The following is an 18,880-nucleotide window of genomic DNA, read 5'->3' as shown; positions in this document are numbered from 1 at the left end:
ACCGGCCGCCCGGGCCGAGCCGCAGCCGCCCCGGGCCGAGCCGCAGCCGCCCGGGCCCACCCGCGGGCGCCCCCGGCTCAGCCGCGCTGGCGGGACGGGCGGCGCAGGGCCGCCGACCAGCGGTCGGCCAGGCGGTGGCGCCGGTCGGCCCACCGCGCGGTGAGCGCCGCCCGGCGTTCCGAGGCGGCCCAGACCACCCGGACGGTCGAGCGTGGGGCCAGCAGCGCGCGCAGCCGCCCGCCCCGGCCGGCCCCGGCGGCCAGGCCCTGCCGGACGCGGGCCACCTCTCCGGCGGCCCCGGCCAGGGGCTCCGGACGCGCCGCGTACAGAGCCTGCTCCACCGCCCCGGCGAGCCGGTGCACCGCCTCGGCCGGAGCGCCCTCCAGGGTGCCCAGCCGCACGATCCGCTCGGCCGTCCGGCGCGGTGTCAGCGACTCGTCCGGCGCGATGCCGTAGTCCCAGGCCGTGTCGATCACCTCCGCCCAGGCCGCCAGGGTCCGGGCGGTCACCTCCTGGGCGCCGTGCCCCGCCGCACCCAGACGCCGGGACCGGACCCGGACCCGCCACAGCAGCGGCAGCAGCGGGACCAGCACCACGGCCAGCACACCGGCGGCGACGAGCAGGATCGTGCCCCACGGGGGGCCGGAGTCACCGGACGCCGCGGCCCCCGGCGCCTGCGTCTCGCCGCACTCGCCCAGCCGGCGCGCCTGCGGCGGGCAGCTGTCCTGCACGGACGGCTGCGTGGACGGCAGCGGGGCGGCGCTCTCCTCGGGTCGCGCGGGCGCGCTCGGCCGGTCGGCGGGCGCCTCCGGGCGGGAGTACTCGGGCACCGAACCGCGCGTCGGGGTGGGCTCGAAACGCGTCCACCCCACCCCCTCGAAGTACAGCTCGGGCCAGGCGTGCGCGTCGCGCAGGCCGACGGACATCGTCCCGTCCGGCTGCGGCGCGCCGGGGGTGAAGCCGACCGCCACCCGCGCCGGGATGCCCAGCGTCCGGGCCATCGCCGCCATCGAGAAGGAGAAGTGGATGCAGAACCCCTCCTTGTTCCGCAGGAACTGGGAGATCGCCGACGGGCCGGAGCCCGACGACACCTCGGTGTCGTAGCGGAAACCGCCCTTCACCGCGAACCAGTCCTGGAGCAGCACGGCACGCTCGTAGTCGTTCGCCGCGCCCCTGGTCACCGCCAGGGCGGTCGAGCGGACGTCCGCCGGCAGCGAGTCGGGCACCTTGGTGAACTCGCCGGCGAACTCGGCCGGTGGCTCGGGAGCGTTGGCGAGCTGCTCGCGCGTGGGGTTCAGGACCAGGCTGCGGGCCGTGTACCGCACGCCCCGGGTGGTCTGGTCGCCGTCGCCGACGACGGTGCGGCCGATCGGCTCGTACCGCCAGCGGCCGTCGACCTCGACGCGCACCGCCGGGAAGGGCATCGGCAGCCACGTCTGCTGGTAGTCGCCGGAGGCCGAGACCGAGGTGGTGATCTCCGTGGCGGACACGTTCCCGGTCAGCCCGAGCGGCTGCGGGAACGGGTCGGGGACGTCCTCCAGCGGGCGCTTGGACAGCTGCCAGGAGGAGCCGTCGAAGGAGTCGAGGGAGGTCAGCCGGAGGTACTGGTCCGAGGTGGACTCCGCGTTGGTGTTGTAGCGCAGCACCTCGCGGTTGGCCGGCTGGTTCAGGCTGTCCTGGAGCGACACCAGCGGGTTGACGGCGTTGATCATGCCCCCGCCGCCCCCGGTCCCGCCGCCCGCGCCCTCCAGCAGGCCGCCGCCGAGGGACGGCAGCACGGCCGGTACGGCCAGGGCGATGCCCAGGGCCAGCACGCCGATCCGGCGCCCGGTCCGCGCGGGCGCCGGCGGGCCGCGCCGGGGCGCCGGGGCGGCCCCCGCCCGTCCGGAGTCGCCGCGCGACGGCGCCCCGCCGCCGAAGACCCGCCCCCACTGGGAGAGCCGGTCGCGGCCCTCGGCCAGCAGCAGGACCAGGTAGCCGGTGGCGGCCAGCAGGAACCACAGCCAGCTCGCGCCCCCGCCCGACAGCCCCGCGGCCACCGAGTACAGCGCGAGCAGCGGCAGGCCCGCCGGGGCCGCGCTGCGGAACGTCACCGCGAGGGCGTCCACCGCCAGGCCGACGAGCAGGACACCACCGACCAGCATCAGCCGGATGCCGGTCGTGGCGGGCGCCGGTATGGCGTACTGCCCGACGTCCGCCGCCCCCTTGTTCAGCAGGGCGCCGAACTCCACGATCACGTCCGGCCCGGGGACGAACCCGGCGACGGCCCGGTCCCGCGCGAACACCACCGTCAGCGCCACCAGCGCGACCAGCGCCTGGACCGCCACCGTCAGCGCCCGCGCCGACGACCACCGCCGCACCAGCGCGCCCGCCCCGCTCTGCAGCGCCAGCAGCAGCGCGGCCTGCACGATCCAGCCGGCCGGATCGACCAGCGGCAGCAGCGCGCCCGCCGCCATCAGCGTGGCGGCGAAGGCGCACAGCGCCAGCCGTCCGCGACCGCTCATGACCAACCCCCCGATACCCCGCTCGACCCGCCACCCGTCGTGGCCGGTCCCACACCCGCCCGGCCCGTGTCCCGCCACAGCCCGGCGAGCGACGCGCCGGGCGGCACGGCGACCGCGGTCCACCCCGCGTCGCGCAGCCGCCCCACCCGGTCCTCCACGGCCCGGGGCACCGCCCCGCCGCTCAGCCAGGCGTCACTGTCCAGGACGAACACGACGGCCGCGCCGCTGCGCTGCCGCATCCGTGCCGCCACCGCCACCTGCTCCTCGTCCAGGTCGCCCACGAAGGCGACCAGCAGTCCCTCGTTCCCGTCGCGCAGCAGGTCGTACGCGCGCGAGAGCCCCGCCCCGTCGGAGTGGTCCACGACGGCGAGGGCGTCCAGCAGCAGCCCCGCCGCGTCGGCCGAGTCCGCCGACGCACCGGTGAAGCCGTCCCCGGCACCCGTCACGCCCGGCGGGACGCCCTCGTCGGTCAGCAGCCGCACCGAGAAGCCCTGCTCCAGCATGTGCACCAGCACCGACGCGGCACCCGACACCGCCCACTCGAAGGCCGAGTCGGGACCGGCGCCCTGGTAGGCCACCGCGCGGGTGTCCAGCAGGACCGTGCACCGGGCGCGCTGCGGCTGCTCCTCGCGGCGCACCATCAGCTCGCCGTACCGCGCGGTCGACCGCCAGTGCACCCGCCGCAGGTCGTCGCCGTAGCGGTACTCGCGCGGGATGACGTCGTCCTCGCCCGCCAGCGCCAGCGAGCGCTGCCGCCCCTCGCCGTAGCCGGACGCCTCGCCCGGCAGCCGGCCGGGGGCCAGCGGTTCGGTGCGCGGGAGGACCGTCAGCAGGTCGTAGGCGCTGAACGACCGGGTCAGCTCGCACATCCCGAACGGGTCGCTCAGCCGCAGCTGGAGCGGGCCCAGCGGATACCGTCCGCGCAGGTCGGAGCGGACCCGGTAGGACACCTCGCGGCGCCCGCCCGCCTCCACCCGGTCCAGCACGAACCGGGGCCGGGGCCCCAGCACGTACGGCACATGGTCCTGGAGCATCAGCAGCCCGGTGGGGAGCCGCGACACGTTCTCCATGCGCAGGTGCACCCGCGCCTCGGCGCCCGCCGGCACCCGCTGCGGCGACAGCCGCCTGCTCCCGGCGACCTGGTGGCGGGTGCGGTACAGCGCCAGCACGCACACCAGGGGCAGCACGGCCAGCAGCAGCCCGACGCGCAGCAGGTCGGCCTGGCCCAGGACGTACGCGCAGACCGCCGCGGCGACCCCGGCCGCCAGGAAGGACCGGCCGCGGGTGGTGAGCCCGCCGAGGGCGGCCCGCATCCCGCCCCGGCCCCCGCCGTCCCGGCCGGTGGGCCCCCCGGCCCCCCCGGCCTCCATCACGGCCGCCGTGCGTCGGGCCGGCGCCCGTACAGCGGGGCGCCCGCGGCCGGGCCGCCGCCCTGCGGCAGGTGACCGGGCGCCAGATGGCCCGGCTGCACCGGCCCGCCCGGCACGGGGCCGCCGGGCACGTGCCCGCCGGGCATCCGGCCGGCGGGCGGGGCGGCGGCGGGAGGCGCGGCCGTCGGCACCGGCGTCCGCTGCAGGATGTCCCGTACGACCTGCTCGGCCGTGCGCCGGTTCAGCTGGGCCTGCGCCGTCGGCAGCAGCCGGTGCGCCAGGACGGCGACCGCCAGCGCCTGGACGTCGTCCGGCAGCGCGTAGTCCCGGCCGCTCAGCGCCGCCGACGCCTTCGCGGCGCGCAGCAGGTGCAGGGTGGCGCGCGGCGAGGCGCCGAGGCGCAGGTCCGGGTGGGTGCGGGTGGCGGCGACCAGCTCCACGGCGTACCGCCGGACGGCCTCGGCGACATGCACCTCGCGCACCGCGTCGATCAGCTTCACGATGTCGTGGGCGTGGGCGACCGGCTGGAGGTCGTCCAGTGGGGACACCCCGCCGTGCACGTCGAGCATCTGCAGCTCGGCCTCGGCGCTGGGGTAGCCGATGGAGACCCGCGCCATGAAGCGGTCGCGCTGCGCCTCGGGCAGCGGGTAGGTGCCCTCCATCTCGACCGGGTTCTGGGTCGCCACCACCATGAAGGGGCTGGGCAGCTCGTAGCTCTGCCCGTCCATGGTGACCTGGCGCTCCTCCATCGACTCCAGCAGCGCCGACTGGGTCTTGGGCGAGGCCCGGTTGATCTCGTCGCCGATCACGATCTGGGCGAAGATCGCGCCCGGCTTGAACTCGAACTCCCGCCGCTGCTGGTCGTAGACGGACACCCCGGTGATGTCCGACGGCAGCAGGTCGGGGGTGAACTGGATGCGCCGCACGGAGCAGTCGATCGACCGGGCCAGCGCCTTGGCCAGCATGGTCTTGCCGACGCCGGGGACGTCCTCGATCAGGAGGTGCCCCTCGGCGAGCAGCACGGTCAGCGAAAGCCGTACGACCTCAGGCTTGCCCTCGATCACACCCTCCACCGACCTGCGGACCCGTTCCGCCGTGGTGGTCAGGTCTGTGAGGCTCGCTCGATCGTCATAGGTCGTCACACGGCCCTCCTCGGCCCGTTCCATGGGCCGTGCGCGACTGACGGCACGGTCCACCCTTGAAACACGGACACCGTCTCCGAACCATTCAGGGCCGGTGCCACCCCCGCATTCTTGTTGCCGTTGCCCGTACGTGTCACTCGGCTGTGGACAACCGGGTGCCAAGTGTCGGAGACGGCGGGTCCGGGTGGGTGTCCCGGGTGGTGCGCCTCAGGAGGCCGGGTCGACCTCTCGCAGCAGCCCGGTGGTGACGTCGAGGACGAACCCCCGTACGTCGTCGGTGTGGAGGAGGAACGGCGAGGTCCGCAGCCGCCGCATCGACTGCCGTACGTCCTGCTCGGCGTCGCGGAAGGACTCCACCGCCCACGCGGGCCGCTGGCCGACCTCCTGCTCCAGCTCGTGGCGGAAGTCCTCGGTCAGCGTCTCCAGGCCGCAGCCGGTGTGGTGGACCAGCACCACGCTGCGCGTGCCGAGGGCCCGCTGGCTGATGGTCACCGAACGGATCACGTCGTCGGTGACCACACCGCCCGCGTTGCGGATGGTGTGGCAGTCGCCCAGCTCCAGGCCGAGCGCCGCGGGCAGGTCGAGCCGGGCGTCCATGCAGGCGACCACGGCGACCCCGAGGGCGGGCCGGGCGGCCAGACCGGGGTCCTTGAACGCGTCCGCGTACTGCCGGTTGGCCTCGACGACACGGTCCGTGACCGTTCCGCCGGCGGCCGCCGGGCCGGAGGAGGGCTGCGCGGAGGAGGGAGCGGAAGAGGAAGTCGACATGGCAGAGACGTTAACGGCCGTCCGTGACCGCGGCGCGTCCCGAGGGGGACAAAGAGCGTCAACTCACCGCGTTGTGAGGTACCCCACAGGGGGCCCCGCGGCGCCCCCGACCGGGTGAGCCGCCCCCCGTCCGCCCCCGCCGCGCGCGCCCGGCGCGACGCGCTGCCCGGTTGATTGACCGGGCGGGGGAGTGGACTAAAGTGACGCGAAGTTCACGGAGACATCGAGCGAATCCCAGCGAATCCGCGGTTTCTCCCCCGCGTGTGCGGCGGTACGTACGGCTCGGCCTCCTCCCGCTCGCCGGCCGGCCGACGCCCACCCGGCGCCGACAGGACCTCCCCACCCCGGAGGGCCCCGCACCGGCGAGGACGGGCGGAGACCCGGCAGTGCGTACGCCGCGCCGAATCCGAGAGGGCGCATGAGCGAGACCCGACACGTCCCGGTGATGCTCCAGCGGTGCCTGGACATGCTGGCCCCCGCACTGGGAGAGCCGGGTGCGGTCGTCGTCGACTGCACGCTGGGCCTCGGCGGCCACAGCGAGGCGCTGCTGACCCGCTTCCCCGAGGCGCGCCTGATCGCGCTCGACCGGGACAAGGAGGCGCTGCGGCTCTCCGGCGAACGGCTCGCCCGGTTCGGCGACCGCGCCACCCTCGTGCACGCCGTGTACGACGAGCTGCCCGCCGTACTGGACCGGCTCGGCGTCCCCCGCGTCCAGGGCGTCCTGTTCGACCTGGGCGTCTCCTCCATGCAGCTCGACGAGGCCGACCGGGGCTTCGCGTACGCCCAGGACGCCCCGCTCGACATGCGCATGGACCAGACGACCGGCATGAGCGCCGCCGAGGTGCTCAACACCTACCCGCCCGGCGAGCTGGTCCGCATCCTGCGCCAGTACGGCGAGGAGAAGCAGGCCAAGCGGATCGTGGCGGCGGTCGTACGGGAACGGGAGAAGGAACCGTTCACCAACAGCGCCCGCCTGGTGGAGCTGATCCGCGACGCCCTCCCGCAGGCCGCCAAGCGCACCGGCGGCAACCCCGCCAAGCGGACCTTCCAGGCCCTGCGGATCGAGGTCAACGGCGAGCTGGCCGTGCTGGAACGGGCCGTCCCCGCCGCCGTGAAGGCCCTGGCCACCGGTGGCCGCATCGCCGTCCTGTCGTACCACTCGCTGGAGGACCGGCTGGTCAAGCAGGTCCTCACGGCCGGCGCCACCAGCACCGCCCCGCCCGGACTGCCCGTCGTGCCCGAGCGCTACCAGCCCAGGCTCAAGCTGCTGACCCGCGGTGCCGAACTCCCCACCGAGGACGAAGTCGCCGAGAACCGCCGCGCCGCCCCCGCCAGGCTCCGGGGCGCCGAGCGGATCCGGGAGGACGATCTGTAGGCACCGCCCCGGCCGGGCGCACCGGCCCGGGGACGGCGGACACATGCACGACGAGCGGCGGGCGTACCGGGAGGACGGGTGACCAGGGCGGGACAGCTCAGGGGACGGGCGGCACGACTGGCACGGCTGATGCCGTCCGGGCCGAGCACCGCGGCCCGCACCCCCTTCGTCCTCCTGGTCGTGCTGCTCCTCGGCGGCGGCCTGATCACCCTCCTGCTGCTCAACTCCTCCCTCAACGAGGGCTCCTTCCGGCTGAGCGAGCTCAAGAAGAGGACCACCGAACTCACCGACGAGGAGCAGGAGCTCCAGCGCGCCGTCGACGACCGCTCCGCCCCCGACGCCCTGGAGCGCCGCGCCCGGGAGCTGGGCATGGTGCCCGGCGGCAGCCCCGCCTTCCTCGGCCCCGACGGCCGGGTGCGGGGCGTCCCCCGGGAGGCGACCGCCGAACCCGCCCCGCCCTCCGCCCCGACGACGCCCGGCAGGTGACGCAGTGCCCCCCACGCAGCCCCCGCGCCGCCGTGTACCGGCCCCCGCCCGCCCGGAGCGCCCCGGCCGCCCCGCCGCCCGCCGCCCCCGGCAGGCGCCCCGCACCCCCGCCCGGGCGCGCACCATCCGGCTGGGCAGCCCCAGGCCCCGGCTGCGGCTGGTCAGCCTGGGCCTGACGCTGGTCATGCTGGCGTTCGTGGTGCGGCTCCTTCAGGTCCAGGCCGTCGACGCCGGCGCGTACGCCGCCAAGGCGGAGAAGAACCGGTACCAGGAGTACACGCTGTCCGCCGAGCGCGGCGAGATCACCGACCGCGCCGGGATCGCCCTGGCCACCAGCGTCGACGCGTACGACATCACCGCCGACCCGAAGATGTTCACGCCCGCCGAGAGCAAGGCCCCCGACGCCCCCGAGCAGGCCGCCGCCCTCCTCGCCCCGATCCTCGGCAAGGACCCCGCCGAACTGGTCGGCAAGCTCAAGGCGCCCAAGTCCCGCTACGCCCTGCTGGCGCGCCGCCAGACCCCCCAGGTGTGGAAGCAGATCAAGGACCTGAAGAACGTCTTCGCCGAGAAGGCCCGCGCCGAGAAGGCCTCCGGCGGCTCCGGTGTCAGCGTCCTCGCCGGCATCTTCAACGAGCCCAGCAGCAAGCGCGTGTACCCCAACGGCACCCTGGCCGCCGGGATACTGGGATACGTCAACGCCGACGGCCGGGGCGGCGGCGGCCTGGAGTCCATGCTCGACAAGGAGCTGGCCGGCAAGGACGGCAAGATCAAGTACGCCCAGTCCGGCGGCCGCCGCGTCCCCACCGCCGGCGCCCGCGAGACCCCGGCCGTGCCCGGCGCCGACATCGAGCTGACCATCGACCGCGACATTCAGTGGGCCGCCCAGCAGGCCATCACCCGCCAGGTCGAGGAGTCCGCGGCCGACCGCGGCTACGTGATAGTGCAGAACACCCGCACCGGCGAGGTCCTCGCCATGGCCAACGCGCCCGGCTTCGACCCCAACGACCTGTCCCAGGCCAACTCCGCCGCCATGGGCAACGCCGCCCTCCAGGACGCCTACGAACCCGGCTCCACCGCCAAGGTCATCTCCATGGCCGCCGTCCTGGAGGAGGGCGCCGCCACGCCCTCCACCCACGTCGTGGTGCCCAACCGGCTCCACCGGGGCGACCGGCTCTTCAAGGACGACATCGACCACCCCACCTGGTACCTGACGCTCAACGGCGTCCTCGCCAAGTCCAGCAACATCGGCACCATCCTCGCCACCGGACAGCTCGGCCCCACCCAGGCGCAGGCCAACCGGGTCCTCCACTCCTACCTGCGCAAGTTCGGCATCGGCAGCCCCACCGGCCTCGGCTACCCCGGCGAGACCTCCGGCATCCTCGCCGCGCCCCGGGACTGGTCCACCTCCCAGCAGTACACGATCCCCTTCGGCCAGGGCCTGTCCATCAACGCGATGCAGGCGGCCTCCGTCTACTCCACCGTCGCCAACGGCGGCGTACGCATCGAACCCACCCTCGTCCGCGGCACCAAGGGCCCCGACGGCCGCTTCACCCCGGCACCCGCCCCCAAGAAGACCCGGGTCGTCAGCGAGAAGACCGCCAGGACCCTGGCCGCCATGCTCGAATCGGTCGTCGACGACCGGGAGGGCACCGGCACCAAGGCCGCCATCCCCGGCTACCGCGTCGCCGGAAAGACCGGCACCGCCAACCGCGTCGACCCCCAACTCGGCCGCTACAAGGGCTACACCGCGTCCTTCGCGGGCTTCGCCCCCGCGGACGACCCGCAGATCACCGTCTACTGCGCCATCCAGAACCCCACCAAGGGCAGCTACTTCGGCGGCCAGATCTGCGGACCCATCTACAAGAAGGTCATGGAGTTCGCCCTCAAGACCCTGCAAGTCGCACCAACCGGCAAGCCGGCACCCCGCATGCCGGTCACGTTCAAACCCGGCGAGTGAGCCGGCGGGAGCAACCAGTGACGACCACCACCCCAGACCCCGGGAACCGATCCGGCGGCCACGCTGCCCAGGCGCCCTCATTTAGCCCGATCACGGGTACGCCCGGTACGCTCACCGCCGTGCCACACGCTGATCAGTCCCGAACCACCCCCACGGACACCTCCGCGAAACGCCCGGGGACACCCCGCCCGGACCGGGTCCGCCCCACGCCCCTGGGCGAACTGGCGGCCCGCCTCGACGTGCCGGCGCAGGGCGGCGACGCGCAGGTGACCGGCATCACCCACGACTCCCGGGCGGTACGCCCCGGTGACGTGTACGCCGCGCTGCCGGGCTCCCGCCTGCACGGCGCCGACTTCGCCGGCCAGGCCGCCGACCTCGGAGCCGTCGCGATCCTCACCGACCCGACGGGCGCCGAGCGCGCCGCCGCCACCGGACTGCCGGTCCTCGTCGTCGAGGACCCGCGCGGCCGGATGGGCGAGCTGGCCGCCGGCATCTACGGGCGGCCCGGCGAGGACCTGCTCCAGATCGGCATCACCGGCACCTCCGGCAAGACCACCACGGCCTACCTGGTGGAGGGCGGCCTGCGGGCCGCGGGCCGCGCCACCGGCCTCATCGGGACCGTCGAGATGCGCGTCGGCGACGAGCGCATCAAGTCCGAACGCACCACCCCCGAAGCCACCGACCTCCAGGCCCTGTTCGCGGTGATGCGCGAGCGCGGCGCCGACTCGGTCGCCATGGAGGTCTCCAGCCACGCCCTGGTGCTCGGCCGCGTCGACGGCTGCGTCTTCGACGTCGCCGTCTTCAACAACCTCAGCCCGGAGCACATGGAGTTCCACTCCGGCATGGAGGACTACTTCCAGGCCAAGGCGCAGCTCTTCACCCCGCGCCGCAGCCGGCTGGGCGTGGTCAACCTGGACGACGAGTACGGCCGGCGGCTCACCAAGGAGGCGTCCGTCCCGGTCGTCACCTTCTCCGCCGAGGGCCACCCGGACGCCGACTGGCGCGCCGACGACGTCGAGATCGGCGCCCTCGGAAGCACCTTCACCATCCACGGCCCGCGCGGCGAGCGCGTCGACGCCAAGGCGCCCCTGGCCGGCCCCTTCAACGTCGCCAACACCCTGGCCGCCGTCGTCACCCTCGCCGTCGCCGGGATCGACCCCCAGACCGCCGCCGACGGCATCGCCGCCGTCCCCGGCGTCCCCGGCCGCCTGGAGCGCGTCGACGCGGGCCAGCCGTACCTCGCCGTCGTGGACTACGCCCACAAGACGGACGCCGTCGAATCGGTCCTGCGCTCGCTGCGCAAGGTCACCGAGGGCGAGCTGCACGTCGTCCTCGGCTGCGGCGGCGACCGGGACGTCACCAAGCGGGGCCCGATGGGCGCCGCCGCCGCGCGTCTCGCCGACACCGCCGTACTCACCTCCGACAACCCCCGCTCCGAGGACCCGCTCGCGATCCTCGCCGCGATGCTCGCCGGCGCCGCCGGGGTGCCCGCCCACGAGCGCGGCGAGGTCGCCGTGTTCGAGGACCGGGCCGCCGCGATCGCCGCCGCCGTGGCCCGCGCCCGGCCCGGCGACACCGTGCTGGTGGCCGGCAAGGGCCACGAGCAGGGCCAGGACATCGCGGGAGTGGTACGGCCCTTCGACGACCGCCAGGTCCTCCGCGCAGCCATCGAGGCACGGCACGGAGCGCCCGGCGGGCCCGCCAACCGATCCGAGAACAGTCAGGGATGAAGCAGTGATCGCCCTCTCCCTCGCCGAGATCGCCGAACTCACCGGCGGGCAGTCGCACGACATACCGGATCCGGCCACCCTGGTCACCGGCCCGGTCGTCATCGACTCCCGCCAGGTCGAGCCCGGCTCCCTCTTCGCCGCGTTCGCCGGCGAGAACGTCGACGGCCACGACTACGCGGAGCGTGCCGTCGCGGCCGGCGCGGTCGCCGTCCTCGCCACCCGCCCCGTCGGCGTGCCCGCCGTCGTCGTCGACGACGTCCGGACCGCCCTCGGTGCGCTCGCCCGGGCCGTCGTCGGACGGCTGGGCACCCGGGTCGTGGCGCTGACCGGCTCGGCCGGCAAGACCAGCACCAAGGACCTGATCGCGCAGGTGCTCCAGCGCAAGGGCCCCACCGTCTGGACGCCCGGCTCCCTCAACAACGAGATCGGCCTGCCCCTCACCGCGCTGCGCGCGGACCAGGACACCGAGCACCTCGTCCTGGAGATGGGGGCGCGCGGAATCGGCCACATCCGGTACCTCACCGAGCTGACCCCGCCGTCCATCGGGGTCGTCCTCAACGTCGGCTCCGCCCACATCGGGGAGTTCGGCGGCCGGGAGCAGATCGCCATCGCGAAGGGCGAACTGGTCGAGGCGCTGCCCTCCGCCGAGGACGGCGGCATCGCCGTGCTGAACGCCGACGACCCCCTCGTACGGGCCATGGCGAGCCGCACCCACGCGCGCGTGACGCTCTTCGGCGAATCGGACGAAGCCGCCGTACGCGCCGAGAAGGTCCGGCTCACCGAGACCGGACAGCCCTCTTTCACGCTCCACACACCCACCGGGTGCGGCGACGTGACCTTGCGCCTGTACGGTGAGCACCACGTGTCGAACGCGCTCGCCGCGGCCGCCGTCGCCCATGAGCTGGGCATGTCCGTCGACGAGATCGCCACCGCGCTCTCCGGGGCGGGCACCCTCTCCCGCTGGCGCATGGAGGTCACCGAGCGTCCGGACGGTGTGACGATCGTCAACGACGCCTACAACGCGAACCCCGAGTCCATGCGGGCCGCCCTGCGCGCCCTCGTGGCCATCGGCAGGGCCAAGCAGGCCGGAGGGGGCCGCACGTGGGCGGTGCTGGGCCGGATGGCCGAGCTGGGGGACGAGGCGCTCGCCGAGCACGACGCGGTCGGACGGCTCGCCGTCCGGCTCAACGTCAGCAAGCTCGTCGCGGTCGGGGGCAGGGAAGCGTCCTGGCTGCAACTGGGCGCATATAACGAGGGTTCGTGGGGTGAGGAGTCGGTGCACGTGTCCGACGCACGGGCGGCGATCGACCTGCTGCGCAGTGAGCTGCGCCCGGGAGACGTCGTGCTGGTGAAGGCATCAAGGTCGGTCGGGCTCGAGCGGATCGCCCAGGCACTGCTCGAGGGCACCACCGAGGGCGAGGTCACCGGCCGATGAGGCAGATCCTCTTCGCGGGGGCCATCGGGCTCTTCCTGACCCTCATCGGCACCCCGCTGCTGATCAAGCTGCTCGCCCGCAAGGGCTACGGGCAGTTCATCCGCGACGACGGCCCCCGTACGCACGGCAGCAAGAAGGGCACGCCCACCATGGGCGGCATCTCCTTCATCCTCGCCACGCTCATCGCGTACGCGCTCGCCAAGGTCATCACCGGGGAGGACCCGACTTACTCGGGCGTCCTGGTGCTGTTCCTGATGGCGGGCATGGGCCTCGTCGGCTTCCTCGACGACTACATCAAGATCGTCAAGCAGCGGTCGCTGGGCCTGCGGGCCAAGGCGAAGATGGCCGGACAGCTCATCGTCGGCATCGCGTTCGCCGTCCTGGCGCTCCAGTTCGCCGACACCCGCGGCCAGACCCCCGCGTCCACCAAGCTCTCCTTCATCACCGACTTCGGCTGGTCCATCGGCCCGGTGCTGTTCGTGGTCTGGGCGCTGTTCATGATCCTCGCCATGTCGAACGGCGTGAACCTCACGGACGGCCTGGACGGCCTCGCCACCGGCGCCTCCGTGATGGTCTTCGGCGCGTACACCTTCATCGGCCTGTGGCAGTTCCAGGAGTCGTGCGCCAACGCCGACACCCTGACCAACCCCAACGCCTGCTTCGAGGTGCGCGACCCGCTCGACCTCGCCGTCGTCGCCTCGGCGCTGATGGGCGCCTGCTTCGGCTTCCTGTGGTGGAACACCTCACCGGCCAAGATCTTCATGGGTGACACCGGCTCGCTCGCCCTCGGCGGCGCGCTCGCGGGCCTCGCGATCTGCTCCCGCACGGAGCTGCTGCTCGCGCTTCTCGGCGGCCTGTTCGTCCTGATCACCCTCTCCGTCGTCATCCAGGTCGGCTCGTTCCGGATGACCGGGAAGCGGGTCTTCCGGATGGCGCCGCTCCAGCATCACTTCGAACTCAAGGGCTGGTCCGAAGTCCTTGTGGTGGTCCGCTTCTGGATCATCCAGGGCATGTGCGTGATCGTCGGACTCGGCCTCTTCTACGCGGGATGGGCAGCCGACAAGTGAGTACCTCCTGGCAGGGCAAGCACGTCACCGTCGCCGGCATGGGCGTGAGCGGCATCCCCGCCGCCCGCGTCCTGGCCGGCCTGGGAGCGCGCGTCACCGTCGTCAACGACGGCGACGACGAGCGCTCCCGCGCCCAGGCGGCGGAGCTCCGCGCCGAGGGCGTCACCGTCCGCCTCGGCGACGGGGACACCCTGCCGGAGGGCACCGAACTGGTCGTCACCACCCCCGGCTGGCAGCCGGACAAGCCGCTGTTCACCGCCGCGGCCGAGGCCGGCGTGGAGGTCTGGGGCGACGTGGAGCTGGCCTGGCGGTTGCGCGGCCCCGGCGCCGCGCCCTGGCTCGCCGTCACCGGCACCAACGGCAAGACCACCACCGTACGGATGCTCGCGGCCATCCTGGAGGCGGCCGGCCTGCGGACCGCCGCCGTCGGCAACATCGGCGTCTCCCTCCTCGACGCCGTCCTCGGCGACGAGGAGTACGACGTCCTCGCCGTCGAGCTGTCCAGCTACCAGCTCCACTGGGCGCCCTCCGTCCGCGCCCACTCCGCCGCCGTCCTCAACCTCGCCCCCGACCACCTCGACTGGCACGGCTCCATGCAGGCGTACGCCGCCGACAAGGGCCGTATCTACGAGGGCAACCGGATCGCCTGCGTCTACAACACCGCCGACAAGGCGACCGAGGACCTGGTGCGCGAGGCCGACGTCGAGGAGGGCTGCCGCGCCATCGGCTTCACCCTCGGCACCCCCGGCCCCTCCCAGGTCGGCGTGGTCGAGGACCTGCTGGTGGACCGGGCCTTCGTCGAGGACCGGCAGAAGCAGGCCCAGGAACTCGCCTCCGTCGCCGACGTGAACCCGCCGGCGCCGCACAACATCGCCAACGCGCTCGCCGCGGCGGCCCTCGCCCGCGCCTTCGGCGTCCCCGCCACCGCCGTACGGGACGGACTGCGGGCCTTCCGGCCCGACCCGCACCGCATCGAGCTGGTGGAGGAGGTCCAGGGCGTCCGGTACGTCGACGACTCCAAGGCCACCAACACCCACGCCGCCGAGGCGTCGCTCGCCGCGTACGACCCGATCGTCTGGATCGCCGGGGGCCTCGCCAAGGGCGCCACCTTCGACGAGCTGGTGGCGGGGTCGGCGAAGCGGCTGCGCGGCGTGGTGCTGATGGGCGCCGACCGCGCCCTGATCCGGGAAGCCCTCGCGCGACACGCGCCCGAGGTGCCGGTCGTCGACCTCGACCGGACCGACACTGGGGCGATGTCCGCGGCGGTCCGCGAAGCGGCGGAGCTGGCCCGGCCCGGGGACACCGTCCTGCTCGCCCCGGCCTGCGCCTCGATGGACATGTTCGTCAACTACAACAAGCGGGGCGAGGCCTTCGCGGACGCGGTCCGCGCCCTCGCCGCCGAGCGCGCCTGACAGCCACCAGGTCCGGCCGCGCCGGGCACGACTGGAGGGGACAGCGACCATGCCGGCCGACCACGCCGCCGCGTACCCACCGCACCGCGCGGGCCCCGTCCCGAAGGGCCTCGCCGTACGGCCCGCCCTCCGGGCCGCCCGCGCCCGCGCCGCCGGGCTCGCCCTGCGCGGCCGGGCCGCCGGGCTGCGGCGGCCCCCCACCGGGGGCCGGACGCCCGGCCGGCCCCGGCGGGTCCCCGTCCCGCGCCCGCCGCGCGGCAGCGGGGCGCGCGGCCTCTACGAGCGGGCCCGCCGGGCCTGGGACCGCCCGCTGACCGCGTACTACGTGATCCTCGGCGCCAGCCTGCTGATCACCGTCCTGGGCCTGGTGATGGTCTACTCGGCGTCGCAGATCAAGGCGCTGGAGCTGTCGCTGTCCGACACGTACTTCTTCCGCAAGCAGTTCCTGGCCGCCGCCATCGGCACCGGGCTGCTGCTGTTCGCCTCCCGCGTCCCGGCCAAGCTGCACCGGGCGCTGGCCTACCCGCTGCTCGTGGGCACCGTCTTCCTGATGATCCTGGTCCAGATCCCCGGGATAGGGCACGCGGTCAACGGCAACCAGAACTGGATCTACCTCGGCGGCCCCTTCCAGCTCCAGCCCAGCGAGTTCGGCAAGCTCGCGCTGATCCTGTGGGGCGCCGACCTGCTGGCCCGCAAGCAGGACAGACGGCTGCTGACCCAGTGGAAGCACCTCCTGGTGCCGCTCGTCCCCATCGCCTTCCTGCTCCTCGGCCTGATCATGCTGGGCGGCGACATGGGCACCGCGATCATCCTCACCGCGATCCTCTTCGGCCTGCTGTGGCTGGCCGGGGCGCCCACCCGGCTGTTCGTGGGGGTGCTGGCGGTCGCCGCCGCGATCGGGGTCATGCTGATCCGGACCAACGAGAACCGGATGGCGCGGCTGGCCTGCATCGGCGCCACCGAGCCCGGCCCGGGGGACTCCTGCTGGCAGGCCGTGCACGGGATCTATGCTCTGGCGTCGGGCGGCTGGTTCGGATCGGGGCTGGGGGCGAGTGTGGAAAAATGGGGCCAACTCCCCGAGCCCCACACCGACTTCATCTTCGCCATCACCGGGGAGGAACTGGGCCTGGCGGGGACGCTGTCGGTACTGGCCCTGTTCGCGGCTCTAGGCTATGCGGGTATCCGCGTGGCCGGACGCACGGAGGACCCCTTCGTGAGGTACGCCGCGGGAGGTGTGACCACCTGGATCACGGCGCAGGCCGTGGTCAACATCGGTGCGGTGCTCGGCCTGCTGCCGATCGCCGGTGTCCCGCTCCCGCTGTTCTCCTACGGAGGTTCCGCCCTGCTGCCGACCATGTTCGCCGTCGGTCTGCTCATCGCCTTCGCGCGGGAGGAGCCCGCGGCGAAGGCGGCCCTGGCCATGCGACAGCCCGGCCGGGGCAAACGGGCCGGGGTGAGTTGGAAGTCGATGCGACGGCGCGTCAAGAAGCGTCCGTCCGGAGAGCGGTGAATTTCGGTGCATGTCGTACTCGCCGGTGGGGGGACCGCCGGCCACATCGAGCCCGCGCTCGCCCTCGCGGACGCCCTGCGCAGGCAGGACCCGACCGTGGGGATCACGGCCCTCGGCACGGAGCGGGGCCTGGAGACCCGGCTCGTACCGGAGCGGGGCTACGAGCTGGCGCTGATCCCGGCCGTCCCGCTGCCGCGCAAGCCCACGCCCGAGCTGATCACCGTCCCGGGCCGGCTGCGCGGCACCATCAAGGCCGCCGAGCAGATCCTCGAGCGCACCAAGGCCGACTGCGTGGTCGGCTTCGGCGGGTACGTGGCCCTGCCCGGCTACCTGGCCGCCAAACGGCTCGGCGTGCCGATCGTCGTCCACGAGGCCAACGCCCGGCCCGGCCTCGCCAACAAGATCGGTTCCCGGTACGCGGCCGGGGTCGCCGTCGCCACGCCCGACAGCAAGCTGCGCGGCGCCCGGTACATCGGCATCCCGCTGCGGCACACCATCGCCACGCTCGACCGCGCCCGGGTCCGCCCGGAGGCCCGCGCCGCCTTCGGGCTGGACCCCAACCTCCCCACCCTGCTGGTCTCGGGCGGCTCCCAGGGCGCCCGCCGCCTCAACGAGGTGGTCCAGCAGGTCGCCCCGGTCCTCCAGCGCTCCGGCATCCAGATCCTGCACGCGGTCGGCCCGAAGAACGAACTGCCACACGTCGACAACATGCCCGGGATGCCGCCCTATGTCCCGGTACCGTACGTGGACAGGATGGACCTCGCGTACGCCGCGGCCGACATGATGCTCTGCCGCGCGGGCGCGATGACCGTCGCCGAACTCTCCGCCGTCGGACTGCCCGCCGCGTACGTACCGCTGCCCATCGGCAACGGCGAACAGCGGCTGAACGCCCAGCCGGTGGTCAAGGCCGGCGGCGGACTGCTGGTCGACGACGCCGAGCTGACGCCCCAGTGGGTCCAGGGCCAGGTGCTCCCGGTGCTCTCCGACCCGCACCGGCTGTACGAGATGTCCCGCGCCGCCGCCGAGTTCGGCCGCCGGGACGCCGACGACCTGCTCGTCGGCATGGTCTACGAGGCGATCGCGGCACGCCACAGGGCGTGAGGAGGCAGGGAGCATGGCCGGGCCGACGACCACCACCGAGCGCGGCAAGCCGGGCCCCCGCGGCGGTAAGCGGTCCGCCGCAGGGTCCGCCGGGTCGTCCCCGGCCCGGCCGCGCCGCCGGTGGCGCTCGCTGCCCGGCCCCCGCGCCCTGCTCCTCGCCCTGGCCGCCCTGGCGCTGCTCACCGGGGTGCTGTGGCTCCTGTACGGCTCCTCCTGGCTGCGGGTGGAGCGGGTCACCACCTCCGGCACCCGGGTCCTGACACCCGCCCAGCTCCGGGCGGCCGCCGAGGTGCCGGTGGGCACGCCCCTGGCCTCGGTGGACACCGGCGAGATCGAGGACCGGGTGCGGCGTGCGCTGCGCCGGGTGGACTCGGTGGAGGTGGTCCGCTCCTGGCCGGACGGGGTCGGAGTGAACGTGGTGGAGCGCACCCCGGTCCTGCTCACGGAGAAGAACGGCAGGATCACCGAGGTCGACGCCAAGGGTGTGCGATTCGCCACGGTCGACGCGGCCAGTGCGCCGAAGGGGGTGCCCCTGCTGCAGCTGACGGCGGCTCAGTCGCCCAGCCTGCGGCGGTTCGGCGCCGAGCGGCTGACCGTCGAGGCCGTCGGGGTGGCGGGCGACCTCCCGGCCCGGGTCGCCCGGGACACCAAGGTGCTCAAGGTCCTGTCGTACGACTCCATCACCCTGGAGCTGACCGGCGGGCGCACGGTGGTGTGGGGGAGCGGCGAGCACGGCGAGGCGAAAGCCCGTGCGCTCACCGCACTGATGAAGGCGGCTCCCAAAGCGGGGCACTTCGACGTGAGCGCCCCGACCGCCCCTGCGGCGTCGCGGAGTTGACGCACATATGCGCTGGCCAGCACCCTGGTTGGTCAGCGCTATGGGTGATCACATAGGGTGAAAAGAAAAACGGGAGGTTCGGCGTGTTCGTTGAACGTGCGCCACTTGTCGACTTAGTGTCCTGTTCGGAAGAGTCCAGCGAACAGAGACACTGGTAACCCTAAACTTCAACGTTAGGGTTTGGG

The 18,880-nt window shown here is 73.9% G+C and carries 14 protein-coding genes; 10 read left to right on the top strand and 4 right to left on the bottom strand.

Annotated elements, in window-relative coordinates; translation table 11 throughout:
• Positions 1-77 precede the first annotated feature (77 nt).
• The 4 genes from ACF08D_RS06785 to ACF08D_RS06770 form a co-directional block, all read right to left on the bottom strand.
• Positions 78-2,504 carry a transglutaminaseTgpA domain-containing protein gene (locus ACF08D_RS06785; protein WP_392221484.1) on the bottom strand — a complete coding sequence of 809 codons (2,427 nt, stop codon included), beginning with the start codon at positions 2,502-2,504 and terminating at the stop codon, positions 78-80.
• Positions 2,501-3,874, bottom strand: a complete 1,374-nt coding sequence (locus ACF08D_RS06780) for a DUF58 domain-containing protein (protein WP_392221483.1) — start codon at positions 3,872-3,874, stop codon at positions 2,501-2,503. Before ACF08D_RS06780 ends, ACF08D_RS06785 begins: the two co-directional genes overlap by 4 nt.
• Positions 3,874-5,016 carry an AAA family ATPase gene (locus ACF08D_RS06775; protein WP_392221482.1) on the bottom strand — a complete coding sequence of 381 codons (1,143 nt, stop codon included), beginning with the start codon at positions 5,014-5,016 and terminating at the stop codon, positions 3,874-3,876. Before ACF08D_RS06775 ends, ACF08D_RS06780 begins: the two co-directional genes overlap by 1 nt.
• Before the next feature lie 207 nt (positions 5,017-5,223).
• Positions 5,224-5,784 carry a beta-class carbonic anhydrase gene (locus ACF08D_RS06770; protein WP_392221481.1) on the bottom strand — a complete coding sequence of 187 codons (561 nt, stop codon included), beginning with the start codon at positions 5,782-5,784 and terminating at the stop codon, positions 5,224-5,226.
• Between the two features lie 418 nt (positions 5,785-6,202).
• Between ACF08D_RS06770 and rsmH the strand changes: the two genes are divergently transcribed.
• The 10 genes from rsmH (at position 6,203) to ACF08D_RS06720 (ending at position 18,695) form a co-directional block, all read left to right on the top strand.
• Positions 6,203-7,159, top strand: coding sequence for a 16S rRNA (cytosine(1402)-N(4))-methyltransferase RsmH (rsmH, locus tag ACF08D_RS06765; protein WP_392221480.1), 957 nt, complete (start codon positions 6,203-6,205; stop codon positions 7,157-7,159).
• Positions 7,160-7,237: 78 nt separating this feature from the next.
• A complete protein-coding gene (locus ACF08D_RS06760; protein ID WP_392221479.1) occupies positions 7,238-7,645 on the top strand; it encodes a cell division protein FtsL in 408 nt (135 codons plus the stop codon).
• 4 nt (positions 7,646-7,649) lie between these two features.
• Positions 7,650-9,602, top strand: coding sequence for a peptidoglycan D,D-transpeptidase FtsI family protein (locus tag ACF08D_RS06755; RefSeq protein ID WP_392221478.1), 1,953 nt, complete (start codon positions 7,650-7,652; stop codon positions 9,600-9,602).
• A 17-nt stretch (positions 9,603-9,619) separates the two neighbouring features.
• A complete protein-coding gene (locus tag ACF08D_RS06750) occupies positions 9,620-11,332 on the top strand; it encodes a UDP-N-acetylmuramoyl-L-alanyl-D-glutamate--2,6-diaminopimelate ligase (protein ID WP_392221477.1) in 1,713 nt (570 codons plus the stop codon).
• A gap of 4 nt (positions 11,333-11,336) precedes the next feature.
• Positions 11,337-12,767, top strand: a complete 1,431-nt coding sequence (gene murF, locus ACF08D_RS06745; RefSeq protein WP_392221476.1) for a UDP-N-acetylmuramoyl-tripeptide--D-alanyl-D-alanine ligase — start codon at positions 11,337-11,339, stop codon at positions 12,765-12,767.
• Entirely contained in the window at positions 12,764-13,834 is a 1,071-nt protein-coding gene (mraY, locus tag ACF08D_RS06740) for a phospho-N-acetylmuramoyl-pentapeptide-transferase (protein ID WP_392221475.1), read from the top strand. Before murF ends, mraY begins: the two co-directional genes overlap by 4 nt.
• Complete coding sequence (gene murD / locus ACF08D_RS06735; RefSeq protein ID WP_392221474.1) at positions 13,816-15,246, top strand: UDP-N-acetylmuramoyl-L-alanine--D-glutamate ligase; 1,431 nt, start codon at positions 13,816-13,818, stop codon at positions 15,244-15,246. Before mraY ends, murD begins: the two co-directional genes overlap by 19 nt.
• A gap of 49 nt (positions 15,247-15,295) precedes the next feature.
• Entirely contained in the window at positions 15,296-16,756 is a 1,461-nt protein-coding gene (gene ftsW / locus ACF08D_RS06730; RefSeq protein ID WP_392221473.1) for a putative lipid II flippase FtsW, read from the top strand.
• A gap of 6 nt (positions 16,757-16,762) precedes the next feature.
• Positions 16,763-17,857: an undecaprenyldiphospho-muramoylpentapeptide beta-N-acetylglucosaminyltransferase gene (gene murG, locus ACF08D_RS06725; protein ID WP_392221472.1), complete on the top strand. Its 1,095-nt coding sequence runs from the start codon at positions 16,763-16,765 to the stop codon at positions 17,855-17,857.
• Between the two features lie 13 nt (positions 17,858-17,870).
• On the top strand, positions 17,871-18,695 hold the full coding sequence (locus ACF08D_RS06720) for a cell division protein FtsQ/DivIB (RefSeq protein WP_392221471.1): 825 nt from the start codon (positions 17,871-17,873) through the stop codon (positions 18,693-18,695).
• The last annotated feature ends 185 nt before the right edge of the window (positions 18,696-18,880 follow it).

The sequence above is a fragment of the Streptomyces sp. NPDC015131 genome, from assembly GCF_043079975.1.
GTDB lineage: Bacteria > Actinomycetota > Actinomycetes > Streptomycetales > Streptomycetaceae > Streptomyces.
Note: the sequence above shows the minus strand (reverse complement) of the source record. Positions and strands in the feature narration are given on the sequence as shown.